The sequence below is a fragment of the Kitasatospora sp. NPDC088264 genome (assembly GCF_040685715.1).
Classification (GTDB): domain Bacteria; phylum Actinomycetota; class Actinomycetes; order Streptomycetales; family Streptomycetaceae; genus Kitasatospora.
The window spans coordinates 1-25,161 of the sequence record NZ_JBFBIR010000039.1 but is presented as its reverse complement, the minus strand read 5'-3'; the positions used below and the strand labels follow the sequence as shown (position 1 = coordinate 25,161).

The window sequence follows — 25,161 nt, the reverse complement described above, 5'->3', positions numbered from 1 at the left end:
TGCCGGGCGGCAAGAGCGGGCCGCGACGGTGCGATGTGGCGCCGCGACGTGGACGTGGCCGTCGCCCTCCGCGGCCTGGCGCCCCCCAGCTGCCGAAGCCCGCCGACGTCATCGAGAAGCTGGGGCTGTGGTGAGCGGTGCCGTGCCGGGCTCGGTCCTGGCCGCCCTCGCGCACCCCGACGACGCCGAACTGTGGACCGGCAGCGCCCTCGCCCTCCACGCCAGGTGCGCCGTCGTCACCGCCGGCGACGTCATCGCCGCGCCCACCATCTCATTGCCCGAGGAGACCGGCGGGCAGAACTGGGACTACCGGGCTGCCTGGCCCGAGGCAGCGCCCGCGGCCCGGGCCGGCTGGGTTCAGGCCCCGGCGGGGTGGGTGAGGGTGTGCCAGGCGTTGTAGCCACCGAGAAGGTCGGAGACGTCGGGGTGGCCGTGGTGGCGCAGCAGACTGGCGGCGATGGAGGAGCGGTGGCCGCTGGCGCAGTGGACGACGAGGGGGTGGTCGGTGGGGATCTCGTCCAGGCGGTTGGGGAGTTCGGTCAGGGTGATGTGCAGGGAGCCTTCGATGGATCCGGTTTCGCGTTCGCCACAGGTTCGGACGTCCAGGACGGTGGGGGGCTGTTCGCTGGCGAGTGCGGTGCGGAGCTGGTCGGCGGTGAGGCGGCTGGCGGGGGTGAGGTCGTCGGCGAGGGCGGGCAGGGCGTTGCCGGGGTTGCGCAGGTAGCCGGCGATGCGGTCGAAGCCGATGCGGGCGAGGCGGGTGATGACCTCTCCCTCGCGGTCCTGCGGGGCGATGATCGCGATGTTGCTGTCGGGGGTGAGGACGGTGCCGGCCTGTTCGGCGAAGCGGCCGTCGACGGGGACGTTGACGGCGCCGCGGACGTGTCCCGCGCCGAACTCCTGGGGGCTACGGGCGTCGAGGACGACGGCACCTGCGCCGCGGACCTCCTTGAAGCCTTCGGGGCACAGGGGACGGGCTGCGGTCGTGGGGTCGAGCAGCGGGTGGTCCTGGCGGTTGAGGGTGGCGTCGTGGCCGAAGTAGGCGGGGGCGGTGGACTGGCCGGCGGTGACGATACGGACGAAGGTGTCCTGGTCCATGGGCTGGCAGGCGTAGTTGGTCAGGCGCTGGGTGCCGATGGTGGACCGGCGGTCGGTGGAGAGGTTCTTGCCGCAGGCCGAGCCGGCGCCGTGGGCGGGGAAGACCAGGGTCTCGTCGGGCAGGGCCATCAGCTTGCGGTGAACGCTGTCGTAGAGCATGGCGCCGAGTTCGACGGCGGTGACGCCGGTGGAGGCGAGCAGGTCGGGGCGGCCGACGTCGCCGATGAACAGGGCGTCGCCGGTGAGCACGCCGTACGGGACGGCGTCGTCGGGCTGTTCGAGGACCAGGACGCTGATCGACTCGGGGGTGTGGCCGGGGGTCTCCATGATCTGGAGGGCGACGTCGCCGAGTTCGATCCGTTCGCCGTCGCTGAGCTTGCGGATCGGGTACTCGGTCTCGGCGCGGTGTCCGTAGCCGATCCAGGCGCCGGTGCGGGCGGCCAGTTCGAGGTGGCCGGCCAGGAAGTCGGCGTGGAAGTGGGTGTTGATGACGCCGACGACGGTCAGGCCTCGTGCCGTGGCGTCGGCGAGGTATTCGTCGACGTCCCGGCGAGGGTCGACGATCACGGCCTGGCCGGTGGTCTCGTCGGCGATCAGGTACGAGGCCTGGGAGAGGCAGTCGAGGTAGAACTGAGCGAAGTACACGGGGAACCTCCTGGGCGGCGTCGGGCGCCTCGGCGCGATCTCAATACCCCCACTGGTATATGTGCCAGCATACGGCCCCACGGTCGATACGGGGCAGGGTATCGCCGAACGAGGTCGATAATACCCCCCGGGGTACTATGGTGGACATTGCGCGGGACCGGCCGCCGCCGTCGGAGACGGGCGGAACCGAGGAGGCGCCCACGCCCCTGGGGCGCCCGCCCGGCGCGCCGCCCCGCCCCGCCCCGCGGCGGCCCGTCCGGCGCCGTCCGGCCCGCACCAGACCAGACCACCGGAGCACCGCATGCCCCCGCTGCCGCCCGACCCCGGGCAGACCACCCCCGCCCAGGCCCACCAGCTCGCCCGCGCCGGCACAGCCGTCCTGCTCGACGTCCGGGAGCGCGGCGAGTTCGCGGCCGGCCACGCCCCCGGCGCCCTCCACCTGCCGCTGATCGCCCTGGCCGCCCGCGAACCGCTGCCGCCCGAGGCGGGCGGACGGCTCGTCCTGGCGATCTGCCACTCGGGCAACCGTTCCGCGCGGGCGGCGCAGCTGCTCGCCGAACGCGGCGTCGAGGTGCTGAACGTCGTCGGCGGCATGACCGCCTGGGAGCGGGCCGGACTGCCGGTCACCACGCCGGGCGGCGGCACCGGCAGCGGCGGCAGCGGCGGCAGCGCCGGCGACGGGAGCTCCAGGGACGCCGGGGACGCGATATGACCGCGCTGCTCCTGGCGCTGGCCGCCGGGGCCGTGGTCGGCCTCGCCCTCGGCGGCCTCGGCGGAGGCGGCAGCATGCTCGCCGTCCCCGCGCTGGTCTACCTGCTCGGATTCAGCCCGGCGCTGGCCACCACGGCCGCCCTGGTGATCGTCGCCGCGACCTCGCTGACCGGCCTGCTCGCGCACGCCCGGGCGGGCCGGGTCCGCTGGCGCACCGGCGCGCTGTTCGCCGCCGCCGGGCTGCCCGCCGCCACGGCCGCCGGGGCGCTCTCGGCGCACCTGCCCGGGGCGCTGCTGACCGGCGCGTTCGCGGTGCTGGCCGGGCTGGCCGCCTGGCGGATGCTGGTGCCGCCGAAGGCCGCCCCGCAGGAACATTCCGCCGCCGGGTGGGGCCGCTCGACGGCGACCGGCGCCGGGCTCGGCGCGGTCACCGGGCTGCTGGGTGTCGGGGGCGGGTTCCTCGCCGTCCCCGCGCTGGTCTCGGTGCTCGCCTTCACCATGGCCGAGGCGGTGGGCACCAGCCTGCTGGTGATCACCGCCAACGCGCTGGCCGCGCTGCTGCCCCGCCTCGGCGCGACCGGCGCCATCGACTGGGCCGTGGCCGCACCCTTCACCGGGGCCGCGATCCTCGGCGCCTGGGACGGAAAGCGGCTCGCCGACCGGCTCAGCGGGCGCACCCTCCAGCGGGCCTTCGCGTTCGCCCTGCTCGGCGTGGCCGCGCTGATGCTGGTCACCGCCCTGCGCTGACGCCGGTCGCCGCGCTGCGCTGATGCCGGCCACCGCCCCGCACCGACGCCGGGCGGGCCCCGGCTCCCGGCGCGCGAACCGGAGGACGAGTCCGGAGGGCGGCAGCCGACCGTGCGCCGACCGTTGACGCGACTCGGATGGGCGTGTGACATTGCACATGTCACCCAGCGCCGCTCCGGGGATTTGAACGTTCAAACCCCTGCCCGCGCACGCTGCCCGCCCCCTGACGCACCGCCACCCGTCCGACAGGAGAGCCCCGATGCCCCCCACCCGCGCCCCGCGCCGCCGACCGGTCCGCGCCCTGCCCTCGGGCTTGGCCGTCCTGGCCGTCCTCGCCGTCCAAGCCGTCGGCGCGGGACCGGCCCGAGCCGACGGCCCGGCCCCGCTGGTCGACGGCGGCGGCTACGTCCTCGGCTCCGTCCTGGACGGCGGCTGCCTCGGCCCGCAGTACGCGCAGTCGGCGGCCGGCACGCCCGTCGTCGGCGCGGCCTGCCAGGGACTGCTCAGCCAGCGCTGGCAACTGCACCGCACCACCGACGGCTACCGGCTGGTCAACGCCGCGAGCGGACGCTGCCTGACCCTCGACGGCACCGGGCGGCACCCCGGCACGGCCGACTGCGGCACCGACCCCGCCGCCGAGACCTTCGCCATCTCCCCGGCACCGGGCGGGAGTCACACCCTGACCGCACACGGCGCCTGCCTCACCACGGCGGCCGACCGCGAGCAGGACGGCGCCGCCGACCACGAGCAGAGCAGCGCCGCCGACCGCCGCCGTTGCGACGCCCGGCCCGCCCACCGCTGGACCCTCACCCGCAGCGAACCGCTCACCCTCACCGACCCCGGCTTCGAACAGGGCACGGACGGCTGGACGTTCACCGAGCACACCGGCGTCGCCACCAACAACCCGCACGGCGGCACCCGCCTCGCCTACCTGGACGCCGGCTCCGGCCACCGGATCGCCCAGCAGGTCACCGCCGTCACCGCTGGCAGCTACGACCTGTCCGCCTGGATCGCCACCGGCGGCGCCGGCGGCACCTTCTCCGTCAGCGTCAACGGCACCGTGGTCCGCTCGCTGACCCTGCCCGAGCAGCCCGTCTACGCGAAGTACACCCTGCCCCGGGTGCACGTCGCGGCCGGCGACCGGCTCACCCTCGGCATCGGCTCCTCCCCCACCGGCTGGGTCAACGCGGACGACGCCTCCGTCGCCCCGTCCGCCCCCGGCGACCCGAGGATCAGCTCCTCGGACCCGGAGGTCGTCGCCCTGTTCGACTGGGCCAAGACCAAGGCCAACAGCTGGGTGCAGCAGGCCGGCACCACCGGCGTGCTCAACCAGGACGAGAACAACCCCGGCGGCACCGGCACCACCACCTACGACACCACCTACTGGGCCGGCTACCCGTTCCGCTCCGACTTCTACAGCCGCGACTTCGCCCACCAACTGGTCGGCGCCCACCTGCTCGGCCTGGACGCCGAGAACAAGACCATGCTGCGCGGCTTTGCCGGCTCCGCCACCGAGACCAACAAGCTCTACCCGGTCTGGGCGCTCAACTTCGACGCCAGGACGTACGGCAGCATCGACTACCGGAGCCCCGACCGCTTCGTGCGCGAGCTGCCCGCGCCGTTCGAGCTGGTCGAGAAGGCCGGCGAGGCCTACCGGTGGACGGGGGACCGCGACTACGCCGACGACCCCGCGCTGAGCGGCTACGTCCGCAACACCCTCGGCCCCTTCATCGCCCAGCACCCCGGCCCGGTCGACAACGGCGGCCTCCCCATCCCGCAGGCCACCAGCCGCAGCATCTTCGCCGGCACCGCGAGCTACGCCGAGAACGCCACCAGCACCTACGCCGAGGCCGGCGACGCGATCGGCGCCCAGTACCAGGCGTACCTCGCCGCCGAGACCCTGGCCACCGCCAAGGGCGACACCGCCGCCGCCACCGGCTACCGGCAGGCCGCCACCGCGCTGCGCGACTACGTCAACACCACCTGGAGCGTGGACCGGCAGCAGCCCGGCGAGGTCGTGCACGGCTACGACACCACCGGCAAGCCGGTGACCGGCTGGGGCTACGAGTCCAGCGTGCTGATGCCGGTCAAGCAGTTGCTCGACCCCGGCCCGCGCCGGGACGCCCTCCTCGCCGCCATCGACGCCGCCGACTCCGGCCCGCAGCGCTCGACCAACCTGGAGGCCTACACCTACCTGCCGGACGCCTTCTTCGCCAACCACGACGGCGACACCGCCTGGAAGTGGATGCGGCAGATCTACCAGGGCGTCGACCAGCTCCACGCGAGCGGCCGGATGCTCAACGGCGACTACCCCGAGGTCCCGTTCACCCTGCTGGGCCAGACCGTGCAGGGCCTGCTCGGCGTCGAGCCCGACGCCGCCGCGCACACCCTCGTGACCGCCTCCCGGCTGCCCGCCTCGATGGGCTGGCTGGAGGTCGCCGACATCCCGGTCGGCGCCGGCTCGGTCACCGTCCGGCACGACGGCCACCGCAGCAGCACCGTCACCAACACCGGCGGCGCGCCGCTCACCTGGGAGGCCCGCTTCACCGGCCCGCACGGCGGGATCACCGTCGACGGCAAGGCCCGGCCCACCCGGACCAGGACCGTCGACGGCGTGACCTACACCTACGCCACCGTCACCCTCGCCCCCGGGCACACCGCGAGCGCCGCCGTCACCGACTGACCCCCACACCGCAGTACCGCGGCCGGCCGGCCCCCAACCGGCCGGCCGCGCACCCCGAACCACCCGACGCACCATCACCTCCCCCACACCCGCAGGAGTGCGCATGCGCCACATCCCCCACCGCCTCGCGGCACCCGTGCTCGCGCTGGCCCTCACCGCCACCGGCCTCGGCGCCCTCACCCTCGGCACGGCCGCCCCCGCCGCCGCCCTGGGCAACGGCAACGCCCTCACCCCGCCCATGGGGTGGAACTCCTGGAACTCCCTCGGCACCGAGGTCACCGAGGACCAGGTCGTCCAGACCATCGACTTCATGGCCGCCAACGGCCTGGTCGCGGCCGGCTACGACACCGTCACCATCGACGACGGCTGGTCGCTCTGGCACCGCGACGGCCAGACCACCGACCTCGTCCGCAACGCCGACGGCGCCATGCAGCTCTACGACACCGCCGGAAACCCCGTCGCCGGCACCGACGGCACCGGCACCGACCCCACCTCCGGCCACCTCATCCCCCGCCCGGACCACTTCCCGTCACAGACCGTCAACGGGCGGACCGTCAACGGCATCGAGTACCTCGCCCAGTACGCGCACAGCAAGGGCGTGAAGTTCGGCCTCTACGCCACCGACACCTACCTCACCTGCCAGATGCACCCCGGCAGCCTCGGCCACGAGAGCACCGACGCGGGCGACTTCGTCTCCTGGGGCGTCGACTACGTCAAGTACGACGACTGCCCCTACGGCCCACAGATCACCGGCCCGGACGGCCACAACTACTACACCCAGGGCGAGGGAAAGGAACTCACCCGCTCGGTCTACGCCCGCGTCCAGACCTTCCAGCACGCCCTCGACGCCGCCTCCGCCGCGCAGGGCCGGCCCAAGGTCACCCTCAGCGTCTCCGCCCAGCCCGCCCACACCGGCGTCCCGTACCTGCTCGCGGCCGACGACCCGGCGCGCACCGACCCGGTGGTGCAGGCCGCCGGCACCGCGCCGTTCCAGGCGCCCGGCTACGCGCCGACCGGCGTCTGGTGCGGCCAGGTCGCCAACCTCTGCCGGATCGGCGGCGACCGCGACAGCGAGCTCGACGGGGTGCTCTGGAACGGGCAGTTGCAGACCGCGCTGCAGTACCCCGGCAACGTGCGCCCGGGCAGCTGGAACGACCTCGACATGATGTTCACCGGCTGGCAGGACGTCTACGGCGCCTGGGGCACCACCGACACCTGCACCTGCCACAAGCCGTTCACCGACGACGAGTCCCGCACCGAGACCTCCGTCCTCGCGATGCTCGCAGCCCCGCTGGTCTCCGGCGCCGACCTGCGCACCGCCGCGCAGTCCCAGCACAGCGCGGACGGCCACACCTGGTCCACCGGGATCGACGCCGCGAGCCTGGCGATCCTGAAGAACCGCGACGTCATAGCCATCGACCAGGACGCCCTGGCCAAGCCCGCCACCCTGGTCGGCGCCAAACCCGCGAACGCCACCGCGCCGGTCGTCCTCCAGCGGCGGCTGGCGAACGGCGACACCGCCGTGCTGCTCGTCAACCAGGACCCGGCCGCGAGCCGCACGGTGAGCACCAGCCTGAGCGAACTCGGCCTCACCGGGCCCGGCTACACCGCCAAGGAGCTGTGGACGGGCGCGAGTTCGACCGTCACCGGCACGCTCGGCGCCTCGGTGGCCCCGCACGGCGTGGCGCTGTACCGGCTCAGCGCCCGGCCGGCCACCGGGCCGGCCGCGGTGGTCGACGACGGTCGCTACCACGCGATCGGCGCCGGCGGCAGCGGCGGGCTGGTCCTCGAAGTGGCGGGGACCTGTAGCTCGCCGCTCGGCGCCGTCGCCGACGTCAACACCTGGTGGCCCACGCACACCTCCGAGCAGTGGACCTTCACCAGCAACCCGGACGGCACCGTGCGGATCGCCGACAACTGCGCCACCGCCACCCACGCGCACACCGTGCTCGCCGCCGGCACCGACCCCGGCAACAGCGCCTACCTGCTCGACTACTCGCCCGGCAACCGCTGGCAGGAGTGGCGGGTCACCCAGGACGGCGCCACCGGCACGCTCACCGTCACCAACGTCGCCACCGGCCTGGTCCTCAACGCCCGCACCGGCACGGCGGGTTCGACCGTGACCACGGACGCGGCCGACGGCGCCGCCCCCGGACAGGGCTGGAGCGTCGTGTCCTGACCTCACCGGCGCCCGCGCCCTGACCACGTCCCCTGATCACGCCTCCTGATCACGCTCCCGGGCGCTCCTCCACCACGACGCCGACGCCCGGCCAGTGGCGCGCCAGGTCGGCGAAGAAGCGCCCGGCGTCGATCGCCGCCTCGGGCGGGTGGACGCCCGGGGCGCGGACGCCGCCGTCCAGGAGCTGGGCGAGGCCGAGGGCCGCCGGCACGCCGGTGCTCTCGGCCATGTCGCCGAGCAGGGCCTCGGCGCCGGTGAGCCGGGCGAGGACGGTGACCGGCCGGCCGTCGCGGCTGCCGGTGGCGGCGGCGAAGAAGCCGGGGAGGCTGCCGGGGCCGGGGAAGCGGGCCGCGCGGGCGGCGGCCCGCAGGGTGCGGCGCAGCGTGGGGCGGTCGAGGTCGACGGCGGCGGTCTCGTTGCCGAGGCGCCCGGCGTCGAGGTCGTCCCGCAGGACGTCCAGGTAGGCGGCCGTCCTGGCGGTGACGACCATGAGGTTGGCGGCCGCGCCGCCGGGCCGCAGGCTGCGGTGCAGGGTGACCGGTTCGGGGTGGCCGACGGTGTACGCGGTGCCACGGTGGCCGCCGGGCAGGTCGAGGGCGACCGGCCGCAGCGGGGGCCGCTGGACGATCCGGCCGCCGTCGACCACCGCGACCGTGCCGCTGATCTGCTGCATCCAGTGCACGGCGGCCGCCAGCGGGGCACCGTCCGGTCCGAGCAGGGAGGTGTCGTCGGGTTCGGCGCCCGCGTCGACGGGCCAGGCGGTGTAGAGGTCGGCCAGGGTGTCGAGGCGGGCGGCGGCCCGGACGGCGAGCAGGTTGCTGACGCCGGGGCTGGCGCCCATGCCGATCACGGCGCGGACGCCGGCGGCGCGGGCCTCGTCGTCGAGTTCCAGCATGGCGACGGTGGGTTCCCAGTCGTCGCAGATGTCCAGGTAGTGGGTGCCGGTGCGGATCGCCGCGCGCAGCACGCCGAGGCCGAAGCGGTAGTACGGGCCGACGGTGTTGAGGACGGCGTCGGCCTTCGCGAGGGCGGCGTGCAGTTGCACCCCGTCGGTGACGTCGACCTGGCGGGCCCGGACCGGTACCGGGCCGCCGGCGAGGGCGGCGGCGGTGCGGCGGGCGGCGTCCGGGTCGCGGTCGGCGATCACGAGTTCGTGGACGCCGGGCAGTCGGGCGGCGACCCGGGCGGCGACGCGGCCCATCGCTCCCGCTCCGCCGAGGGCGAGCACTCTCATCGTCGTTTCTCCTTTCGCCGGTCGGTGTTCACCGGCTGTGCGGCTGGGCCGTCAGCGCTGCCCGAGCGAGGTCAGTAAGCTGCGGTGCTCGTCGAGGTAGCCGGGGCTGAACAGCGAGCGGGGTGCGGTGGGGCCGTCCCCGTGGACGAGGACGACCAGGCCGGCGGGGGTACGGCCGCCGGTCGGGCGGGCGAGGACGCCGTGCAGCGGCTGTCTGCCGCCGGTGATGGTGACGCGTTCCCCCTTGAGGTCGTACTCGTTCCGGTACACCACCCAGCCGCCCGCGCCGAGCAGGAGCACCACCCACGGACAGCAGTGATCCCCAGAGCAGCCATCGCCCGCGCATCTTCGTTCCGCTAATCTATCGTTCTCAAAACGAACGTATCAGATCTGAACGCATTAGGATGGTCGCCATGGTGGAGATTCCGACCCGGGTGCTGGTCGAGGCGATGGTCCGCACGGACGGCACGGTCGACTGCGGCGACCTGTACACCGTGGCCGACCTGCTCGGGATGACCGACCAGCAGGTCCGGCTGACCGTCAAGCGCCTCACCGGCGACGGGCGGTTCGTCCAGGAGGGGCGCGGCCGCCGGGCCCTGCTGCGGGCCACCGCCGAGACCCGGCGCTCGATCGACCCCGACGTCGAGTACGTGGCGTTGATGTACGCCCAGGACCGCGGCCGGGCCCCCTGGGACGGCGTCTGGCACCTCGCGGGATTCGCCGTCCCCGAGCACGCCCGGCCCGCCCGGGACGCGCTGCGCGAGGCGATCCTCCGGCTCGGCGGCGCCCCGGTGCAGAACGGCCTCTACGTCTCGCCGCACCCCTGGGAGGAGGACGTCCTGGCCGAGGCCGCCGCCCTGGACGTGCGCGGCCACCTCACTCTCCTCACCAGCCGCGACCTGCGCGCCGGCGAGACCGACGACCCCCGCGCGCTCGCCCGGCGCTGGTGGCCGCTGGACCAGGTCGCCGAGGGCCACCAGCGGCTCGCCGAGGTCGCGGCCGACCGCCTCGACCGGCTGGAGAAGGGCCTCACCGGCTCCGAACTGCTCACCGTCGCCCTGGAGTTGGCCGCCGCCTTCACCGAGGCCATGGAGCCAGACCCGCTGCTGCCGCCGGAACTCCTGCCACAGCCCTGGCCCGGCACCGCGGCCCGCGAACTCGTCGCCCGCTGCTGGGCGCTGCTGCTCGCCGACCCCGGGCCGGGCGCACCCCGGCTGTTCGACGCCTACGCCGAGGTCGTCGCGGCCGTCACCGCGTAGCCGCCGGACCCGGCTCGGTCGCCTCCGTCGCGGCCGGGGCTGCGGGCGCGACCGGCTCCGGCAGGGTGCGGAACAGCAGCCAGCTCAGCACCGGCATCAGCACCAACGGCAGCAGGGCAGTGCGCAGCGAGGTCGCGTCGGCGAGGCCGCCGATCACCGGGCTCGCCAGGCCGCCGATGCTGACGGTCAGGCCCAGCGTGATCCCGCTGGCGGTGCCGATCCGCGAAGGCAGGTAGTCCTGCCCCAGCGTGACCTGCAACGAGAACGGCACGTACAGGCCCGCCGAGGTCAGCGCCACGAAGACGTACAGCGCCGGGCCCGGCACCAGCACCACGCCCGCCACGGCCACCGCCGCCACCAGGTACGACCAGCGCGCCACCGCGACCCGGCCCCAGCGGTCCGCCAGCGCGCCGCCCAGCACCGAACCCACCGCGCCGCCCGCGTACAGCACCACCAGCGCCGCGGTGCCCGCCGCCGTACCGCCGCCGACCCGCTGGGTGGCGAACAGCGCGAGGAAGGTGCTCAGGCCGGTGAAAGCGATCGAGCGGCACACCACGGCCAGCGACAGCCGCACGAACGAAACCCGGTCGTCGGCCCCGGCCACCGGCGCCGGAGCCGTCCCGGCGGCCCGCCGGCGCTCCAGTTCGCGCAGCACCGGCAGGCACAGGACGGCGCCCGCGAGCGCCGGCAGCACCAGCAGCGGAGTCAGCCGCAGGCCGCCGCCCGAGACCACCACGGACACCAGCAGCGGGGCCGCCGCGAAGCCCAGGTTGCCGCCCAGCGAGAACCAGGCCATCCCTCGGTGGCCGTCCCGCGCGGCCAGCCGGGCGACCCGGGCGGACTCCGGGTGGTACGCGGCCACCCCGACCCCGGACAGCGCCACGAAGGCCAGGGTCAGCGGGTACGAGCCGCTCACCCCGCTGAGCGCGATGCCCACGCCGCCCACCAGCGTGCTGACCGGCAGCAGCCAGGGCAGCGGGCGGCGGTCGGTGATCGCGCCGAACAGCGGCTGCGCCACCGAGGAGAGCAGGGAGGCGGCGAGCACCACGCCCGAGACGGCGGCGTAGCCGTAGCCGCGCTCGGCCACGAAGAACGGGACCAGGGCGGCCACCGCGCCCTGGTAGACGTCCACGCAGGCGTGTCCGAGGGACAGCAGGGTGATCGAGGAGTCCCGCTTGCCGGGTGTGCTCTTCGGATGGTCAGGCGTACTCGGCGTACTCGGTGTACTCGGTGTACTGGAGGTGTTGGACGCACTGGGCGTAGTGATCGGCGGGTTGTCCGGCGTTGTCTTCGGCATGCCGACATGCTCGGCGCAGCGGTACCTGTCGGGCTTCCGATAATCTGCCAGGTGATGCCGAACATCCGCCACGACCCCGTCGCCCCGACCCGCGTTCAGCGGCTGGCGTCCGGCGCCGGGATCGACGCCCACCGCCACGACGACCACCAGATCGCCTACGCGGCCAGCGGCGTGCTCGCCATCACCACCGACGCCGGCTCCTGGGTCGCCCCCGGCACCCGCGCCATCTGGGTCCCGGCCGGCACCGTGCACGCCCACCAGGCCCACGGCGAACTGGACCTCCACCTGGTCGGGCTGCCCGCCACCGAGAACCCGCTCGGCCTGGACCGGCCGACCGTGCTCGCCGTCGGGCCGCTGCTGCGCGAGCTGATCGTCGCCTACACCCGCACCCCCGAGGACGACAGCCCCGAACGGACCCGGCTGCGCGCCGTCCTGCTCGACCAGCTGCGCGCCTCCCCGCAGCAGCCGCTGCACCTGCCCGCCCCCGCCACACCGCTGCTGCGCGCGGTCTGCGACCGGCTCCGCGCCGATCCGGCCGACCAGCGCACCCTCACCGAACTGGGCCGGGCGGCCGGCGCCAGCGACCGCACGCTCTCCCGGCTCTTCCGGGCCGACCTCGGCATGACCTTCCCGCAGTGGCGCACCCAGCTGCGGCTGCACCACGCACTGGTGCTGCTCGCCGAGGGCCTGCCCGTCACCACGGTCGCGCACCGCTGCGGCTGGTCCTCCGCGAGCGCCTTCATCGACGTCTTCCGCCGCGCCTTCGGCCACACCCCGGGCCGCCACCCCGCGTACTGACCCCGAATCGTCCGCCGCTGGTGGCAGGGTGGGGAGCATGTGCGGTCGTTTCGTCTCCACCACCACGCCCCAGGACCTCGTCGCCCTGCTCGGCGAACTGCGCTGGGATCCGGCCGAGTCGTTCGCGCCGAGCTGGAACGTGGCGCCCACCGACCCGGTGCCCGCCGTCCTGGAACGCGTCGACCGGGAGAGCGGCGAGCTGCTGCGGCAGCTGCGCCCGCTGCGCTGGGGCCTGGTGCCGTCCTGGTCCAAGGATCCCTCCGGCGGCGCCCGCATGATCAACGCCCGCTCGGAGACCGTCCACCTCAAGCCCGCCTTCCGCAAGGCCTTCACCACCCGGCGCTGCGTCATCCCCGCCGACGGCTACTTCGAGTGGCGCGAGGTGCCCGCCGCCGCCGGCCGGAAGAAGTACAAGCAGCCGTACTTCCTCAGCACCGGCTCGGTCATGCTGATGGCCGGCCTGTACGAGTTCTGGCGCGACCAGACCCGGCCCGAGGACGACCCGGTGGCCTGGCTCGCCACCGCCACCGTCATCACCACCGACGCCACCGACAGCGCCGGGCGCGTCCACGACCGGATGCCGCTCACCATCGCCCCCGCCGACCTGTCCGCCTGGCTCGCCCCCGATCTCACGGACTCCGACGAACTCCACCACCTGCTGCGCCGCCCCGCCGACGGCGCCCTGCGGGTGCGGGCCGTCTCCCCCGCCGTCAACAGCGTCCGCGCCAACGGGCCGGAACTGCTCGACCCCACCCCGGACCCGCTGGGACTGGCGGACTGACGCCGCCCGGCCGTCAGGCGATCCGGCCGGCCAGCCCGGGGTAGTCGAGGACCAGGCCGTCCCGGTCCAGCACGAGGTCGCTGCGGAAGTCCCCGGAGGCGTAGCGGACGGTGGCCCGCCCGCCGTCCAGGCCGAGGTGGGTGTAGGTCTGACGGGAGGGGTGCACCGTCAGGTCGGGCACCCGGATCCACGCCATCAGGAAGTGCCGCTCGCCCGGGCCCCGGTGGAGGCCGTGGCGCAGCACCGGCGGGGTGTTGGTCACCGGGGAGAGCCCGAGGTCGCAGTCCAGCGCGCCGGCCAGGTCGGGCCGTTCCACGCCGTCGACGCTCCAGCGGCCGCCGTCCTGACGCAGTTCCAGCTCGCGGACGCCGTCGGCGGTCTCGGCCCGGACCCGCATCCACCGGGTGACGAAGCCCTCGCCGGTCTCCAGTTCGTACGTCAGCCAGTACGGCGCGGGCCGCGCGGCGGCGACCCGGCCGCGGGCGTGCAGGGCGGCGGCGCCGAGCTCGATCCAGGACGTCTCCAGGCCGCCCGTCTCGGCGACCTGCCAGGTGGGAACGGTGTGCGTGATCATCCGGGCACGCTACCGTCCGGTACCGACAGGCGCGCGCCCCCTCCGGGCGACCGGCGGGATCCGGTGACACGGCGCCCGCCCGCGACTACGGTGGGCGGGCGGAACCGTACGTGGGGGTGAGGGCGCCGAAGTGTTGATGTCCAGGACGACGTATGTCCGGCCCGAGGGCGGCCTGCCCGACCACGAGGCCTTCGACCAGCGGCGCCGCCCGGTCTCGCCCGCCACCGCCGGGAACCCGCACGCCGAGCAGCGGGCGGCCGTACTGCCGCCCGAGGCGGCGCGGGCCGCGCTGACCGTCGAGGCGAGCGCCCCCGCTCCCAACCTGCCGCCCCGCGCCGCGGACCGACTCGTGGGCCGCGACGGCGCGTTGCGGGCGATCGCCGAGGCGCTGTCGGACGGCGACGGCAGCGGGCTGGTCACCCAGGCCACCACGCTGCACGGCCTCGGCGGGGTCGGCAAGACCACCGTCGCGCTGCACTACGCCTACGCCGAGGCCGCGCACTACCGGCTGATCTGGTGGATCACCGCCGAGTCCGAGGAGCAGCTCGCCGAGGCCTTCGCCGACCTCGCCGTCCACCTCCACCCCACCTGGGCCCTCACCGCCCCGCCCGGCCAGCAGGTCGAGTGGGCGCTCGCCTGGCTGCGCGCCCACGACCGCTGGCTGCTCGTCTACGACAACGCCGAGGACCCGGTCCACCTCACCCCCTATCTCGGCCGGCTGCTCGGCTGCGGCCACCAGTTGGTCACCAGCCGCCGCGCCGGCGGCTGGCACCCCGGCATCCGCCCGGTGCGGATCGACGTCCTCGACGCCCCCGAGGCCACCCGGCTGCTCTGCGGCGCCGCCCACCTCGGAGCGCGGGCCGACCAGGCCGAGGTGCTCGCCCTCGCCGACGAACTCGGCCACCTGCCGCTCGCCCTCGCCCAGGCCGGCGCCTACGTGCAGCAGACCGGCACGACCTTCGCCGCCTACCGCGAGCTGCTGCGCACCAGCAGCCCGGCCCGCCCTGACGCCGGCTCCGGCTCCGACTCCGGTACTGGCTCCGGCGCGGTGGCCACCGTCTCCCGGCTCTGGCACACCACCCTGCGCGCCGTCCAGGCCACCGCCCCGTTCGCCGTCGAGCTGCTGCGCACGCTCGCCTGGTACGCCCCCGAGGCACTGCCGCGCGAAGCCCTGACGCCCTTCGGCGCGCGCCGCCCGGCCGAGGTCGACTCCGCGCTGCGGCTGCTCGCCGACTACAACCTGATCACCCTCGGCGAGACCGTCACCGTGCACCGCCTGCTCCAGGGCGTGCTGCGCCGTTCCGACGGAGCCCGCCTGCTGCGCCGGCGCGCCGAACAGCAGCTCGCCGAGGCCGCCGCCCGGCTCTGGCCGACCGCCGGGCCCCGGCTGCGCCGGGCGCTGCTGCCGCACATCCGCGAGCTGGCCGCCGGCGGCCCGTCCGATCACCCCACCCCGCAGACCGTCGCGCTGTACCGGCTGGCCGCCGGCGAGCTGACCGACCGGGCCCAGCAGGTGTTCGCCATCCCGCTGGTCACCGCGATGGCCGACGGCCAGACCCGCCTGCTGGGCTCCGACCACCCCGACACCCTGGCCACCCGGGGCCGGCTCGCCGAACTCCACACCCGGGCCGGCGACCCGGCCCGCGCCGTCGCGCTCTGCCGGGCGGTGGTGGCCGACCGCACCCGCCGCCAGGGCCACGACCACCCGGCCACCCTCGCCGACCGCAGCACCCTCGCCCACGCCTACCGCAAGGCGGGTGAACACCGGTGCGCCGTCGAGGAGTTCCGCGCGGTGGTGGCCGACCGGACCCGGGTGCTCGGCGCCGACAGCCGGGAGACCCTCACCAGCCGCGCGGGCCTGGCCTACGCCCTCCAGGTGGCCGGTCAGCACCAGGCGGCGGTGGCGGAGTTCGAGCGGCTGCTGGCCGACGCCGGCCGGGTCCTGGACGACCCCGACCACCCGGACATCCTGGCCCACCGCAACGGGCTCGCGTACGCCCAACTCACCGCCGGTCAGCACCGGTTGGCCATCACCCTGTACGAGCAGGCGGTGGCCGACCGGGCCCGGGTGCTCGGCGCCGACCACCCCGACACCCTCACCAGCCGCGACTGGCTCGCGGCCGCCCACGTCGTCGCGGGAGACCACCGGGCCGCGGTCGCCGGGTACGAGGCGCTGGTCGCCGACCACGTCCGGGTCCAGGGGCCGGACCACCCGCAGACCCTCTTCGCGCGCGGCCGGCTGGCGACGGCCCACTGCGAGGCCGGGCACCCGGCCTCGGCGGTCACCCGGTTCACCGATCTGGTCGGCGACTACACCCGCGTCCTCGGGCCCGACCACCCCCACACGCTGGACGCGCGCAGCGGTCTCGCCCACGCCCACCGCGAGGCGGGCCAGCTCCGGACGGCGGTGGACGAACACCGGGCGCTGGTCCGCGACCGCGCCCGCGCCCAGGGGCCGGACCACCCCGGCACGCTGGAGGAGCGCAGCGACCTCGCCTACGCGCTGCGCGTCGCGGGCCGGACCGGCCGTGAACTGGCCGAGTTCGAGGACCTGGTGGCCCACCGCGCCCGCGTCCAGGGCCCGGACCACCCGGACACCCTGGACGAACGGTCCAACCTCACCCGCACCCTGCTGTTGGCCGGGCGCCCCCGCGCGGCGCTCGCCGAATGCCAGCGGCTCCTCGCCGACCGCGAGCGGGTCCACGGCCCCGACCACTACGAGACCTTCGAGGCTCGACTGAGCCTGGCCCGGGCCTTCGGCGACGCCGGCGACCACCGACACGCGGCGGAGCTGTGCGACCGACTCGTCGCCGACCGGCTGCGGGTGCTCGGCGCCGACCACCCCGCCGTCCTCCACACCCGCGGCTGGCAGGCCTGGCTGCACGGCGCGGCGGAGCACCACCGGCGGGCCGTGGAACTGCGCGAACGGCTGGTGGCCGACTACGACCGGGTCCACGGCCCCGACCACCCGCAGACCCTCAACGCCCGCACCGGCCTGGCCTACGCCCTCCAGAGCGCGGGACGGATCCGGGAGGCGCTCGTCGAGCGCGAACGGGTGCTGGCCGACCTGACCCTGGTGCTCGGCGCCGGACATCCCACCACCCTCAGCGCCCGCCTCCAGCTGGCACGGACCCACGACGAGAGCGGCGACCACCCGCGCGCCGTGGAGCTGTACGCGGAACTGGTCGCCGACTGCGTCCGGCTGTACGGCGAGGAGCACCCCCGCACCCTCAGCACCCGGTGGTGGCTCGCCTCCGCGCACGGGGACGCCGGGGAGCACCGGCACGCGGCGGAACTGTACGAAGCACTGGCAGCCGACCGCGCCCGGCTCCAGGGCCCCGACCACCCGGAGACGCTCAACACCCGCCGGTGGCACGCCGACAGCTGCCGGGAGGCGGGCGACCACCGGCGGGCCGTCACGCTGTCCGAAACCCTGGTGGCCGACCAAGCCCGCGTCCACGGACCGGAACACCCCGACACCCTGGGCGCCCGTCTGGTGCTGGCGCAGGCGCTCACCGCCGCCGGCCGGCACCGCCGGGCGCTGGAGCTCCACCAGGAGCTCGTCGCGGACCGGGCCCGGATCCAGGGTCCCGACCACCCGGACACCCTCAATGCCCGCTGGTGGCTGGCACACGACTGCCAGCGGGCCGGCGAGCACCGCCGCGCGGTGGAGCTGTACGACGCACTGGCGGCCGATCGCGGCCGGATCCTGGGCGCCGACCACCCCCAGACCCTCACCGCCCGCTGGTGGCAGGCGAACGGTCACCAGCGGGCCGGCCACCACCACCGTGCGGTGGAGCTGTTCGACGCGCTGGTGGCCGACGACACCCGGATCCGCGGTGCCGACCACCCCGAGACGCTGGCCACGCGCGCCGGACTGGCCTGGGCCACCTCCTCCGCGAACGACCACCGCCACGCCATCGCCCGCTACGAGGCCCTGGCCGCCGACCGCACCCGGATCCACGGCGCCGACCACCCGCTGGCCCTGGACGCCCGCGGCTCCCTGGCCTGGGCGCACGCCGAGGCGGGCGACCACCGCCGCGCCGCAGAGCTGCACTCCGCGCTGGTGGCCGACCGCACCCGGCTCCAGGGCCCCGACCACCCCGACACCCTCGGCACCCGGCGCTCGCAGGCGGCGGGCCACCACGAGGTCGGCGAACTCGAACGCGCCCTGGAGCTGTACGAGGCACTGGTCGCAGACCTGGCCCGGGTCCTGGGCGCCGACCACCCCACCACCCTGGACACCCGGCTCGGCCTGGCCCAGGCCTGCCGCGAGGCGGCCGAGCACGACCGCTCGGTGGACCTGTTCCGGGCCCTGGTCGCCGACTACGAGCGGGCGCTCGGACCGGACCACCCCGACACCCTCGACGCGCGGCTCGGCCTCGCGCGGTCGGTGGTGGCGGCGGGCGACCACCCCGCCGCCGCCGAGCTGTACACGGCGCTGCTGGCCGACCAGGAGCGGGCGCAGGGCCCGGACCACCCGGACACGCTCACCACCCGGTGGTGGCAGGCCGCCGCCCACCGCGACGCGGACGACCAGCGCCGCGCGGCCGAGGCCTTCGGCGCCGTCGCCGCCGACCGGGCCCGGGTGCTCGGCCCGGACCACCCCGACACCCTCAACACCCGCTGGTGGCAGGCCTCCTCGTACCGCGCGGGCTACGACCTCCAACGCGCGCTCGACCTGGCCGTGCCCCTGGTCGCCGACACCGAGCGGGTGCTCGGGCCCGACCACCCCGACGCCCTCGGCGCCCGGTTCCTGCTGGCCTGGACGTACCGGTCGGGCGGCGACCACCGCCCCGCGACGGAACTCGACGAGGCGCTGCTGCGGGACCGGATCCGGCTCCAGGGCCCGGACCACCCCGACACCCTCGCCTGTCGCGGCAGCCTCGCCCAGGACCGCCGGCTCGCGGGCCTCCTGCACCAGGCCGAGGCCGAACGGGAGGCGCTGGCCGCCGACCGTGCGCGCATCCACGGCCCCGACCACCCGGACACCCTCCTCCAGCTCTCCCAACTCGCCGAGGCCGTCCTCGCCACCGGCGAACTCGACCGCGCCACAGCCCTGTTCACCGAGCTGATCGCCCACCGGACCCGGGTCCAGGGCGCGGACCACCCGGACACCCTCGGCGAGCGCTCCGGCCTCGCCTCCGTCCACGCCTGCGCCGGCCGGCAGCGGCAGGAGATCGTCGAACGGCTGATGCTGCTCGCCGACCACGAGCGCGTACACGGCCAGGACCACCCCGACACCCTCACCGCGTGCACCGACCTCGCCCACGCCCACCGCCGCCGCTGGGAGCACGACCGCGCCGACGCGCTCTACCGCGCCCGCGCCCTGCTGGCCGACCGCACCCGGATCCTCGGTGCCGAACACCCCGGCGCCCCGGACACCATCGATGCCCTCGACTCCCTCGACGACCGGGACAGCATCGCGCTCAACCTCGTCGAGGCCGGCCGGTACGCGGAGGGCGCCGACTGCTACCGGGAGGCGCTGGCCGCCGCCGAATCGGCCCTCGGCCCGGAGCACCTGCTCGCCCACGCCGTACGGTACGGCCTCGCCCAGGCGCTGCTGCTCGCCGGGGACCACGCCGGCGCGATCGCCGAACTGTCGCCCCTGACGGCGGACTGGACCAGACCCGCCGGCCCCGCCCTGCCCGGCCTCGTCCGGTCCGGGTGCGTCCTCGCCGTCGCCCGCCACCTCAACGGGGAGCACGAGGCGGCGGTGCGCCTGGCCGCCACCCTCGCCGCCTGTGCGGACGACGCCCTCGGCAGCACCGACGACGCCACCCTCGCCGCCCGCGAGACCCACGCGCTGCTGCTGGCCTGCGGCCCGCGGCCGCTGCGCGCCGTCGTCCGGCTGGAGGAACTCGCCGAGGAGTGCGCCGCGAGCCACGGCCCGCGCAACTCCCTCACCCTGAGCATCCGCCAGAGCCTCGCCCACGCGCGGCTGCGGGCCGGCGACGCCGTCGGGGCGGTGCGGGTGTACGAGGGCATCGTCGCCGACCGGCTCCCGGCCGGGACACTGCTGACCGGACACCGGCACGCCGACGACGTCGCCGTCAGCCTCGGTACCCTGCGCCCCGGGCTGCTCCCGGTGTTCCCCACCCTGGCCGTCGGCCTGGCCGCCGCGCTCGCCGCGAGCGGGCGCCGGGACGCCGCCCGGGACCTGCTGGTGGCCGTCCACACCGCGCGCCGGACCCTGATGGGCCCCGGCCATCCGCTGGCGGTGGAGAGCCGGACGGCCCTGGCCCGACTCGACGGCGGCGCAGCGGAGTCGCCGGCCCCACTTGACGACGGCGGGCCGGAGTCGCTGCCGGCCGCACCCGTCCGCGCGGAGCTCGGGCCGGAACCGTCCGAGCCAGCCGCACTGATCCGGTGCTCGCGCGGGGAGCGGCGCCGCTCCCCGGCGCCCGCGGTACCGAGGACGGCCTGGCGGCCCCGGCTCACCCTGCTCGACGAGCCGGCGGTGGGGGCCACCGTGCGGCTGGAGCTGCGGTTGGAACCCGAGGTGCCGCAGGCCGACCCCGGCGAGCTGCCGGGCCTGCGCCTGGTGGCCGTCGCCGCCTCGGACGCCGTGCTCGATCCACCCGTCGCCGACTACAGCCCGGCCGGGGAGCCCGCCCGCTTCGCGCTGACCCCGTCCGTGCCGGGGCCGCACACCGTCCGGATCACCGTCTACGACCGGGGGCACGGCTCCGTGCTCCAGGACCTGTCCACCGTCGTCGACGTCCCGCACGTCACGCGCGTCCCCCAAGTCGGCCAAGTCCCCACCGTCACCCACATCGCCCAGGACGAGGAGTAATCGCGTGGCCCGGGACCTCCTCGTCGAGATCCGCCAGAACCCCTCCGCCGACTTCACCCGGCTCCCCCGGCAACAGGCTCCGGACGCCCCGCAGGCCAAGGAGCCGGCCCCGCTGGACCTCGTGGTCTCGCTGCGCCGCCACCGCGACGACCTGCTCGTCTCCGCCTTCCGGCCCGGCGAGCGCACGCCCTGGTCCCGCCCCCACCGCGCGGAGCTGAAGGTGTCCGCCCCCGCCCTGCTCGCCCGGGCCTCCCGGCTGCGGACCATCTGGCGCGACCGCCTGGTCCAGTACGACCCGGAGCCGATCGGCGGCTACCCCTTCGCCCAGGCCGTCGACTTCAACCGGCTGGCCGGCGTCGCCGAGCGGCAGGTCGCCGAACTGGCCGAGGAGGGACGGTACTTCCTGGAGGTGATGCTCGACGGGCCGGACCGCGAACTCACCGTCTTCCGCGACTACCTCACCCGGACGCTCACCGAGAGCGGCTCGCTGCGGATCAGCTTCGACTCCGACCTCCACCTGCCCTGGCCGATGCTCGCCGTCGACGGCGGCCACGCCGACCCGTGGGCGGACTTCCTCGGCCACCGCCACCAGGTCGAGCAGACCGGCGCCGGCTACCCGCCGATCCAGCCGCCGTACCCGGCCCGCGCCAGGCCCGTCACCAGCCTCAACACCGACGACCAGCTCACCGACGTCGGCCGGGCCCCCGAGGTCCGCAAACTGCTGGAGGACCGCTCCCAGCTGACCGTGCGCACCGAGTCCGAACCGCTACTCAAGGCGCTGTCCTCCGCCGTGCTGGACGAGGACGTCATGTACTTCTGGTGCCACGGCCAGTTCGTCGCCGGCGACTCCCCGTACGAGCAGCTCGCCGTCCGGCTCTCCGACGACCGCCAGATCGACGCCGACCTGGTGCGCCGCCACCGCCGCCGGCACGCCGAGGCGCCGGACGCCATGTTCCGGCCGTTCGTGCTGCTGAACGCCTGCCACACCGGGCAGTCCACGGCCGCCGAACTGGAGCACCTCGGCCGGGCGCTGGTCGACCTCGGCGCCAACGGCGTGCTCGGCCCGCAGATCGAGATCCCGCAGGTCTTCGCCGCCGAGTACGCCTTCGCCTTCCTCGACCTCTACCTGACCGGGGAGTCCACGGCGGGCGAGATCACCCAGCAGTTGGTCCGGTGGTTCGCCCGCGAGTACCGCAACCCGCTGGCGCTCACCTACTCCCTGCACTGCGGCCTCGACAGCATCCTGGAGCTGACCCCGTGACGGCGCCCACGCCCATCGCCACCGCCACCGTCGACCTGGACGAGGAGGGCCGGCTGCTCGTCCCCGGCACCCGCACGCCGGTGCCCGAGGCCCGGATCGCCCAACACCTCGCCCGGCACCTGCGCATCCCCCCGCGGGCGACCGACGTCTACGTCTACGTCCACGGTTGGCAGACCAGCCCCGCCGCCGCCGACCGCTCGGCCGCCGCCCTGCTCACCGAGGCCGCCGCCCTGCACCGGTCCGCGCCGACCGCCTACCCCGGGCTGACCAGGGGGTTCCGCCCGTGGTGCGTGGTGGTGCGCTGGCCGTCCTCCAGCTTGCCGTCGCCGGCCGGCTACCGCCGGATCCGGGCCCGGGCGCACGCCATGAGCGCCCAGGGGCAGGCCGGGCGCGTCCTGGGCCACCTGCTCGGCTACCTGGACGCCGACCGCGGCGACCCGGCCGCGCCCCGCGTCCTGGCCAACCGCAACGGCCAGTACCTGCACCTGGTCGGCCACTCCTTCGGCGGCCGTTTCCTCTGCGAGGCCGTCCAGTACGCGGCCGACCGGCCCGCCGGGCCACCGGTGCTGGGCTGGAGCCGGCCGGGCGACCCCACCCGGCCGTTCACCGTCGACAGCGCGCTGATCTTCCAGATGGCCGCGCCCCGCGACGCCTTCACCCACCTCTTCCCCCGGCTGTTCCTCGGCCCCGGCCGGCCCGGCGCCCCGCTGCGCGGCCCGCTGGTGCTCACCCACTCCCGCTGGGACCGCGCCACCGGCTTCTGGCACCTGCGCGCCGAGGGCCGCCCGGGCATCGGCCACTCCGGCACCGGCGTCGCCCCCGTCCCCCAGTTCAGCACCCGGCTGCGCCCGACCGCCTCCCCGTACCCGCACGCCGAGTTGGACCACCCGATCGTCAACATCGACGCCGCCCGGGTCTACCGCGGCGGCCTGGCCACCCGCCTCAACCCGGCGGGCGCCCACTCCGACTTCCACCACCCCGAATCCGCCCACCTGCTGCTCAGCCTCGCCGCCCACTCACGCTGACCGGACGGGCCCGTCGTCCCGCTCGGGTGCCCCGACCGATCCACGCCAGCCGCCGCGCGGGTCAGTCCGCGCCGGTCAGTCCTGCGGGGTGAACGACTCCAGGTAGGCGGCCGCCTTCGCGGGGTCGAGGAACCACTGCTCCAGGTCGGCCGGGTCGTTGAAGGCGTTGGCGAACCGGTCGGCGACGGGCGGGAGTTGACCGGCGGCGCCGAGCAGGTGCAGGACGTGCTCGGGCGGCGGCGCGAGCATCGCGTTGCTCCAGACGGTGCTGGGGCGCACGGTCTGCCAGAAGCGGTCGAAGGCGGCCCGCATGAAGTCGCGGTCGAACGGCTTGTCGCCGTGCGCGAGGATCGCGTCGAGGTAGCCGGCCGCGCACCGGGCGGCGTTGTTGGAGCCCTGGCCGGTGATCGGGTCGTTGAGGACGACGACGTCCGCGACGCCCAGCGCCGCTCCGCCGCCGGGCAGTTCGCCGACCGGGTGGCGGACGACGGGGGTGAAGCGCCCGGCGAGGGTGGCGCCGGCGTCGGTGAGTTCGATTCCGGCCCGGGCGCGGTCATACTCCCAAGGAGTGAAGGCCTTCATCAGGTCGAGCGTCACCCGCAGGTGTTCGGCCGGGTCGCGGACCCCGTCGAAGGCGTCCGCCGGGCCGCCCGGGGCGGCCTCCCAGAGCAGGATGTCGCACGGGCCGGCCGCGGTCAGCGCCGGCATGACGAACAGTTCGCCGACGCCGGGCACCACGTTGCAGCGGACGGCGGGGAAGTCGTGCTCGGGGCGCGGGCCGAGCCCGTACACGTAGCTGGCGGCCAGCGCGCGCTGCGGCCGGTCGTAGCGGGAGCGCTCGTGGTCGCGCTCGAACATCGCGGCCAGGTCGCCCTTTCCGGCCGCGACCAGGACCAGGTCGTAGGAGCCGGAGAGGTGTTCGAGGTCGCCGACGGTCACCGGGCGGACCACGACCCGGCCGCCGCGCCCGGCGAAGGTCTCCAGCCAGGCGGGCATCTTCAGCCGCTGGTCGACGGACTGCGCGGGCGCGTCCAGGCGCCCGACCCAGTCGATCACCCGCGCGGACTCCGGCCCGGCGACGGAGACTCCGACGCCCTCGATCCGGGGTGCGGTGTCCGCCCAGAGGTCCAGGCCGAGGTCGCGTTCGGTCCGCAGCGCGGCGTCGAACATGCACTGGGTGGACAGCACCCGGCCGCTCCGGACCGCGTCCGCGTCGCGGTCGGTCATCACCGTCACGTCGTAGCCGTGGGCCTGGAGCCCCAGGGCCAGTTGGAGGCCGGCCTGCCCCGCGCCGACGATCAGAACTCTGCGCATCGTCTCCGCTTTCCTGGTTGTACGTCCTGGCCCGGCCTCAACACCCGTCCGTCCGTGGGCTGGTGAGCCCGCGGGGGGAGGTGGGCACCGGTCGGCCGCCAGTCGCGCTGCCAGTGGCCTGGATACCAGTCATCGGGCACCCGCGTCCACGGCCCGCGCGCGCCCGGCCGGGAACGTCACCGTCCGCGGTCGGACGCGGTCGAACAAGCGATTTGAAAAATTCTTCAACTTCATACATGCTGGCGAGCCGCCGACCCCCGGCCCGACCCGAGAGGACAGCCCGCGCGCATGAGCGACCACCTCCCCCCGTGCCCGTCGTGCTCCAGCGAGTACACCTATGAGATGAACGCCCTCATGGTCTGCCCGGAGTGCGGCCACGAGTGGATGCCCGCGGCAGGCGGCGCCGCCGAACCGGCCGGCCCGGGCGAGCGGGTGATCCGGGACGCGGTCGGCAACGTGCTCAGCGACGGCGACACCGTGACCGTCGTCAAGGCGCTCAAGGTCAAGGGCAGCGTCTCCGGCATCAAGGCGGGCACCAAGGTCCGCAACATCCGTCTGGTCGGCGGCGTCGACGGCCACGACATCGACTGCCGGATCGAGGGGTTCGGCGCGATGCAGCTCAAGTCGAGCGTGGTCAAGAAGGCCTGACCGGGCCCGCGCCCGGCGCGAAACGGCGGCGGGCCCGGGGGGGCGCGGGGCCGTGAGCGGGGCGCCCCGCTCCGGGAACCCCGCCGCGCCCCCCCCGCGGCCCCCCCCGCC

General features: G+C 75.4%; 18 protein-coding genes. 12 read left to right on the top strand and 6 right to left on the bottom strand.

The window, feature by feature from the left end; translation table 11 throughout:
- Positions 1-130: 130 nt before the first annotated feature.
- The gene (locus tag AB0O82_RS26010) at positions 131-400 is read left to right on the top strand and encodes a hypothetical protein (RefSeq protein WP_363586368.1); all 270 of its coding nucleotides are present in this window, start codon (positions 131-133) and stop codon (positions 398-400) included.
- On the opposite strand, the gene AB0O82_RS26005 is transcribed toward AB0O82_RS26010, so the two are convergent.
- A complete protein-coding gene (locus tag AB0O82_RS26005) occupies positions 358-1,743 on the bottom strand; it encodes a rhodanese-like domain-containing protein (protein WP_363586367.1) in 1,386 nt (461 codons plus the stop codon). The two genes, AB0O82_RS26010 and AB0O82_RS26005, sit on opposite strands and share 43 nt — an antisense overlap.
- Positions 1,744-2,044: 301 nt before the next feature.
- Between AB0O82_RS26005 and AB0O82_RS26000 the strand changes: the two genes are divergently transcribed.
- From AB0O82_RS26000 to AB0O82_RS25985, 4 genes are all read left to right on the top strand, one after another.
- Entirely contained in the window at positions 2,045-2,455 is a 411-nt protein-coding gene (locus tag AB0O82_RS26000) for a rhodanese-like domain-containing protein (protein WP_363586366.1), read from the top strand.
- Entirely contained in the window at positions 2,452-3,201 is a 750-nt protein-coding gene (locus AB0O82_RS25995; RefSeq protein WP_363586365.1) for a sulfite exporter TauE/SafE family protein, read from the top strand. The genes AB0O82_RS26000 and AB0O82_RS25995 overlap by 4 nt, the downstream gene beginning before the upstream one ends.
- Positions 3,202-3,460: 259 nt before the next feature.
- Positions 3,461-5,884 (top strand): RICIN domain-containing protein, encoded by a 2,424-nt coding sequence (locus tag AB0O82_RS25990; RefSeq protein ID WP_363586364.1) that lies wholly within the window; start codon positions 3,461-3,463, stop codon positions 5,882-5,884.
- 103 nt (positions 5,885-5,987) lie between these two features.
- Entirely contained in the window at positions 5,988-8,063 is a 2,076-nt protein-coding gene (locus tag AB0O82_RS25985) for a hypothetical protein (protein WP_363586363.1), read from the top strand.
- A gap of 49 nt (positions 8,064-8,112) precedes the next feature.
- On the opposite strand, the gene AB0O82_RS25980 is transcribed toward AB0O82_RS25985, so the two are convergent.
- Together AB0O82_RS25980 and AB0O82_RS25975 are read right to left on the bottom strand one after the other, a co-directional pair.
- Complete coding sequence (locus AB0O82_RS25980) at positions 8,113-9,297, bottom strand: saccharopine dehydrogenase NADP-binding domain-containing protein (RefSeq protein ID WP_363586362.1); 1,185 nt, start codon at positions 9,295-9,297, stop codon at positions 8,113-8,115.
- Between the two features lie 51 nt (positions 9,298-9,348).
- The gene (locus tag AB0O82_RS25975; RefSeq protein WP_363586361.1) at positions 9,349-9,600 is read right to left on the bottom strand and encodes a hypothetical protein; all 252 of its coding nucleotides are present in this window, start codon (positions 9,598-9,600) and stop codon (positions 9,349-9,351) included.
- A 110-nt stretch (positions 9,601-9,710) separates the two neighbouring features.
- Here AB0O82_RS25975 and AB0O82_RS25970 point away from each other — a divergent pair, with 110 nt between their 5' ends.
- On the top strand, positions 9,711-10,556 hold the full coding sequence (locus AB0O82_RS25970; protein WP_363586360.1) for a PaaX family transcriptional regulator C-terminal domain-containing protein: 846 nt from the start codon (positions 9,711-9,713) through the stop codon (positions 10,554-10,556).
- On the opposite strand, the gene AB0O82_RS25965 is transcribed toward AB0O82_RS25970, so the two are convergent.
- Entirely contained in the window at positions 10,546-11,853 is a 1,308-nt protein-coding gene (locus AB0O82_RS25965; RefSeq protein WP_363586359.1) for an MFS transporter, read from the bottom strand. The two genes, AB0O82_RS25970 and AB0O82_RS25965, sit on opposite strands and share 11 nt — an antisense overlap.
- Before the next feature lie 54 nt (positions 11,854-11,907).
- Here AB0O82_RS25965 and AB0O82_RS25960 point away from each other — a divergent pair, with 54 nt between their 5' ends.
- Positions 11,908-12,651, top strand: coding sequence for a helix-turn-helix transcriptional regulator (locus AB0O82_RS25960; protein WP_363586358.1), 744 nt, complete (start codon positions 11,908-11,910; stop codon positions 12,649-12,651).
- Between the two features lie 37 nt (positions 12,652-12,688).
- A complete protein-coding gene (locus AB0O82_RS25955; RefSeq protein ID WP_363586357.1) occupies positions 12,689-13,432 on the top strand; it encodes an SOS response-associated peptidase in 744 nt (247 codons plus the stop codon).
- Positions 13,433-13,445: 13 nt separating this feature from the next.
- Here the strand turns inward: AB0O82_RS25955 and AB0O82_RS25950 are convergent, their stop codons facing one another.
- The gene (locus AB0O82_RS25950; RefSeq protein ID WP_363586356.1) at positions 13,446-14,006 is read right to left on the bottom strand and encodes a putative glycolipid-binding domain-containing protein; all 561 of its coding nucleotides are present in this window, start codon (positions 14,004-14,006) and stop codon (positions 13,446-13,448) included.
- Positions 14,007-14,142: 136 nt separating this feature from the next.
- Here AB0O82_RS25950 and fxsT point away from each other — a divergent pair, with 136 nt between their 5' ends.
- Genes fxsT through AB0O82_RS25935 form a run of 3 tightly spaced genes read left to right on the top strand, consistent with a single transcriptional unit; the run spans position 14,143 to position 23,088 of the window.
- Positions 14,143-20,802 (top strand): FxSxx-COOH system tetratricopeptide repeat protein, encoded by a 6,660-nt coding sequence (gene fxsT / locus AB0O82_RS25945; protein ID WP_363586355.1) that lies wholly within the window; start codon positions 14,143-14,145, stop codon positions 20,800-20,802.
- Positions 20,803-20,806: 4 nt separating this feature from the next.
- Positions 20,807-22,063: a CHAT domain-containing protein gene (locus tag AB0O82_RS25940; RefSeq protein WP_363586354.1), complete on the top strand. Its 1,257-nt coding sequence runs from the start codon at positions 20,807-20,809 to the stop codon at positions 22,061-22,063.
- A complete protein-coding gene (locus tag AB0O82_RS25935) occupies positions 22,060-23,088 on the top strand; it encodes a hypothetical protein (RefSeq protein WP_363586353.1) in 1,029 nt (342 codons plus the stop codon). The genes AB0O82_RS25940 and AB0O82_RS25935 overlap by 4 nt, the downstream gene beginning before the upstream one ends.
- Before the next feature lie 75 nt (positions 23,089-23,163).
- Here AB0O82_RS25935 and AB0O82_RS25930 read toward each other — a convergent pair whose 3' ends face one another.
- Complete coding sequence (locus AB0O82_RS25930; protein WP_363586352.1) at positions 23,164-24,402, bottom strand: styrene monooxygenase/indole monooxygenase family protein; 1,239 nt, start codon at positions 24,400-24,402, stop codon at positions 23,164-23,166.
- A 288-nt stretch (positions 24,403-24,690) separates the two neighbouring features.
- Here AB0O82_RS25930 and AB0O82_RS25925 point away from each other — a divergent pair, with 288 nt between their 5' ends.
- Positions 24,691-25,050: a zinc ribbon domain-containing protein YjdM gene (locus AB0O82_RS25925; protein ID WP_363586351.1), complete on the top strand. Its 360-nt coding sequence runs from the start codon at positions 24,691-24,693 to the stop codon at positions 25,048-25,050.
- Positions 25,051-25,161 lie beyond the last annotated feature (111 nt).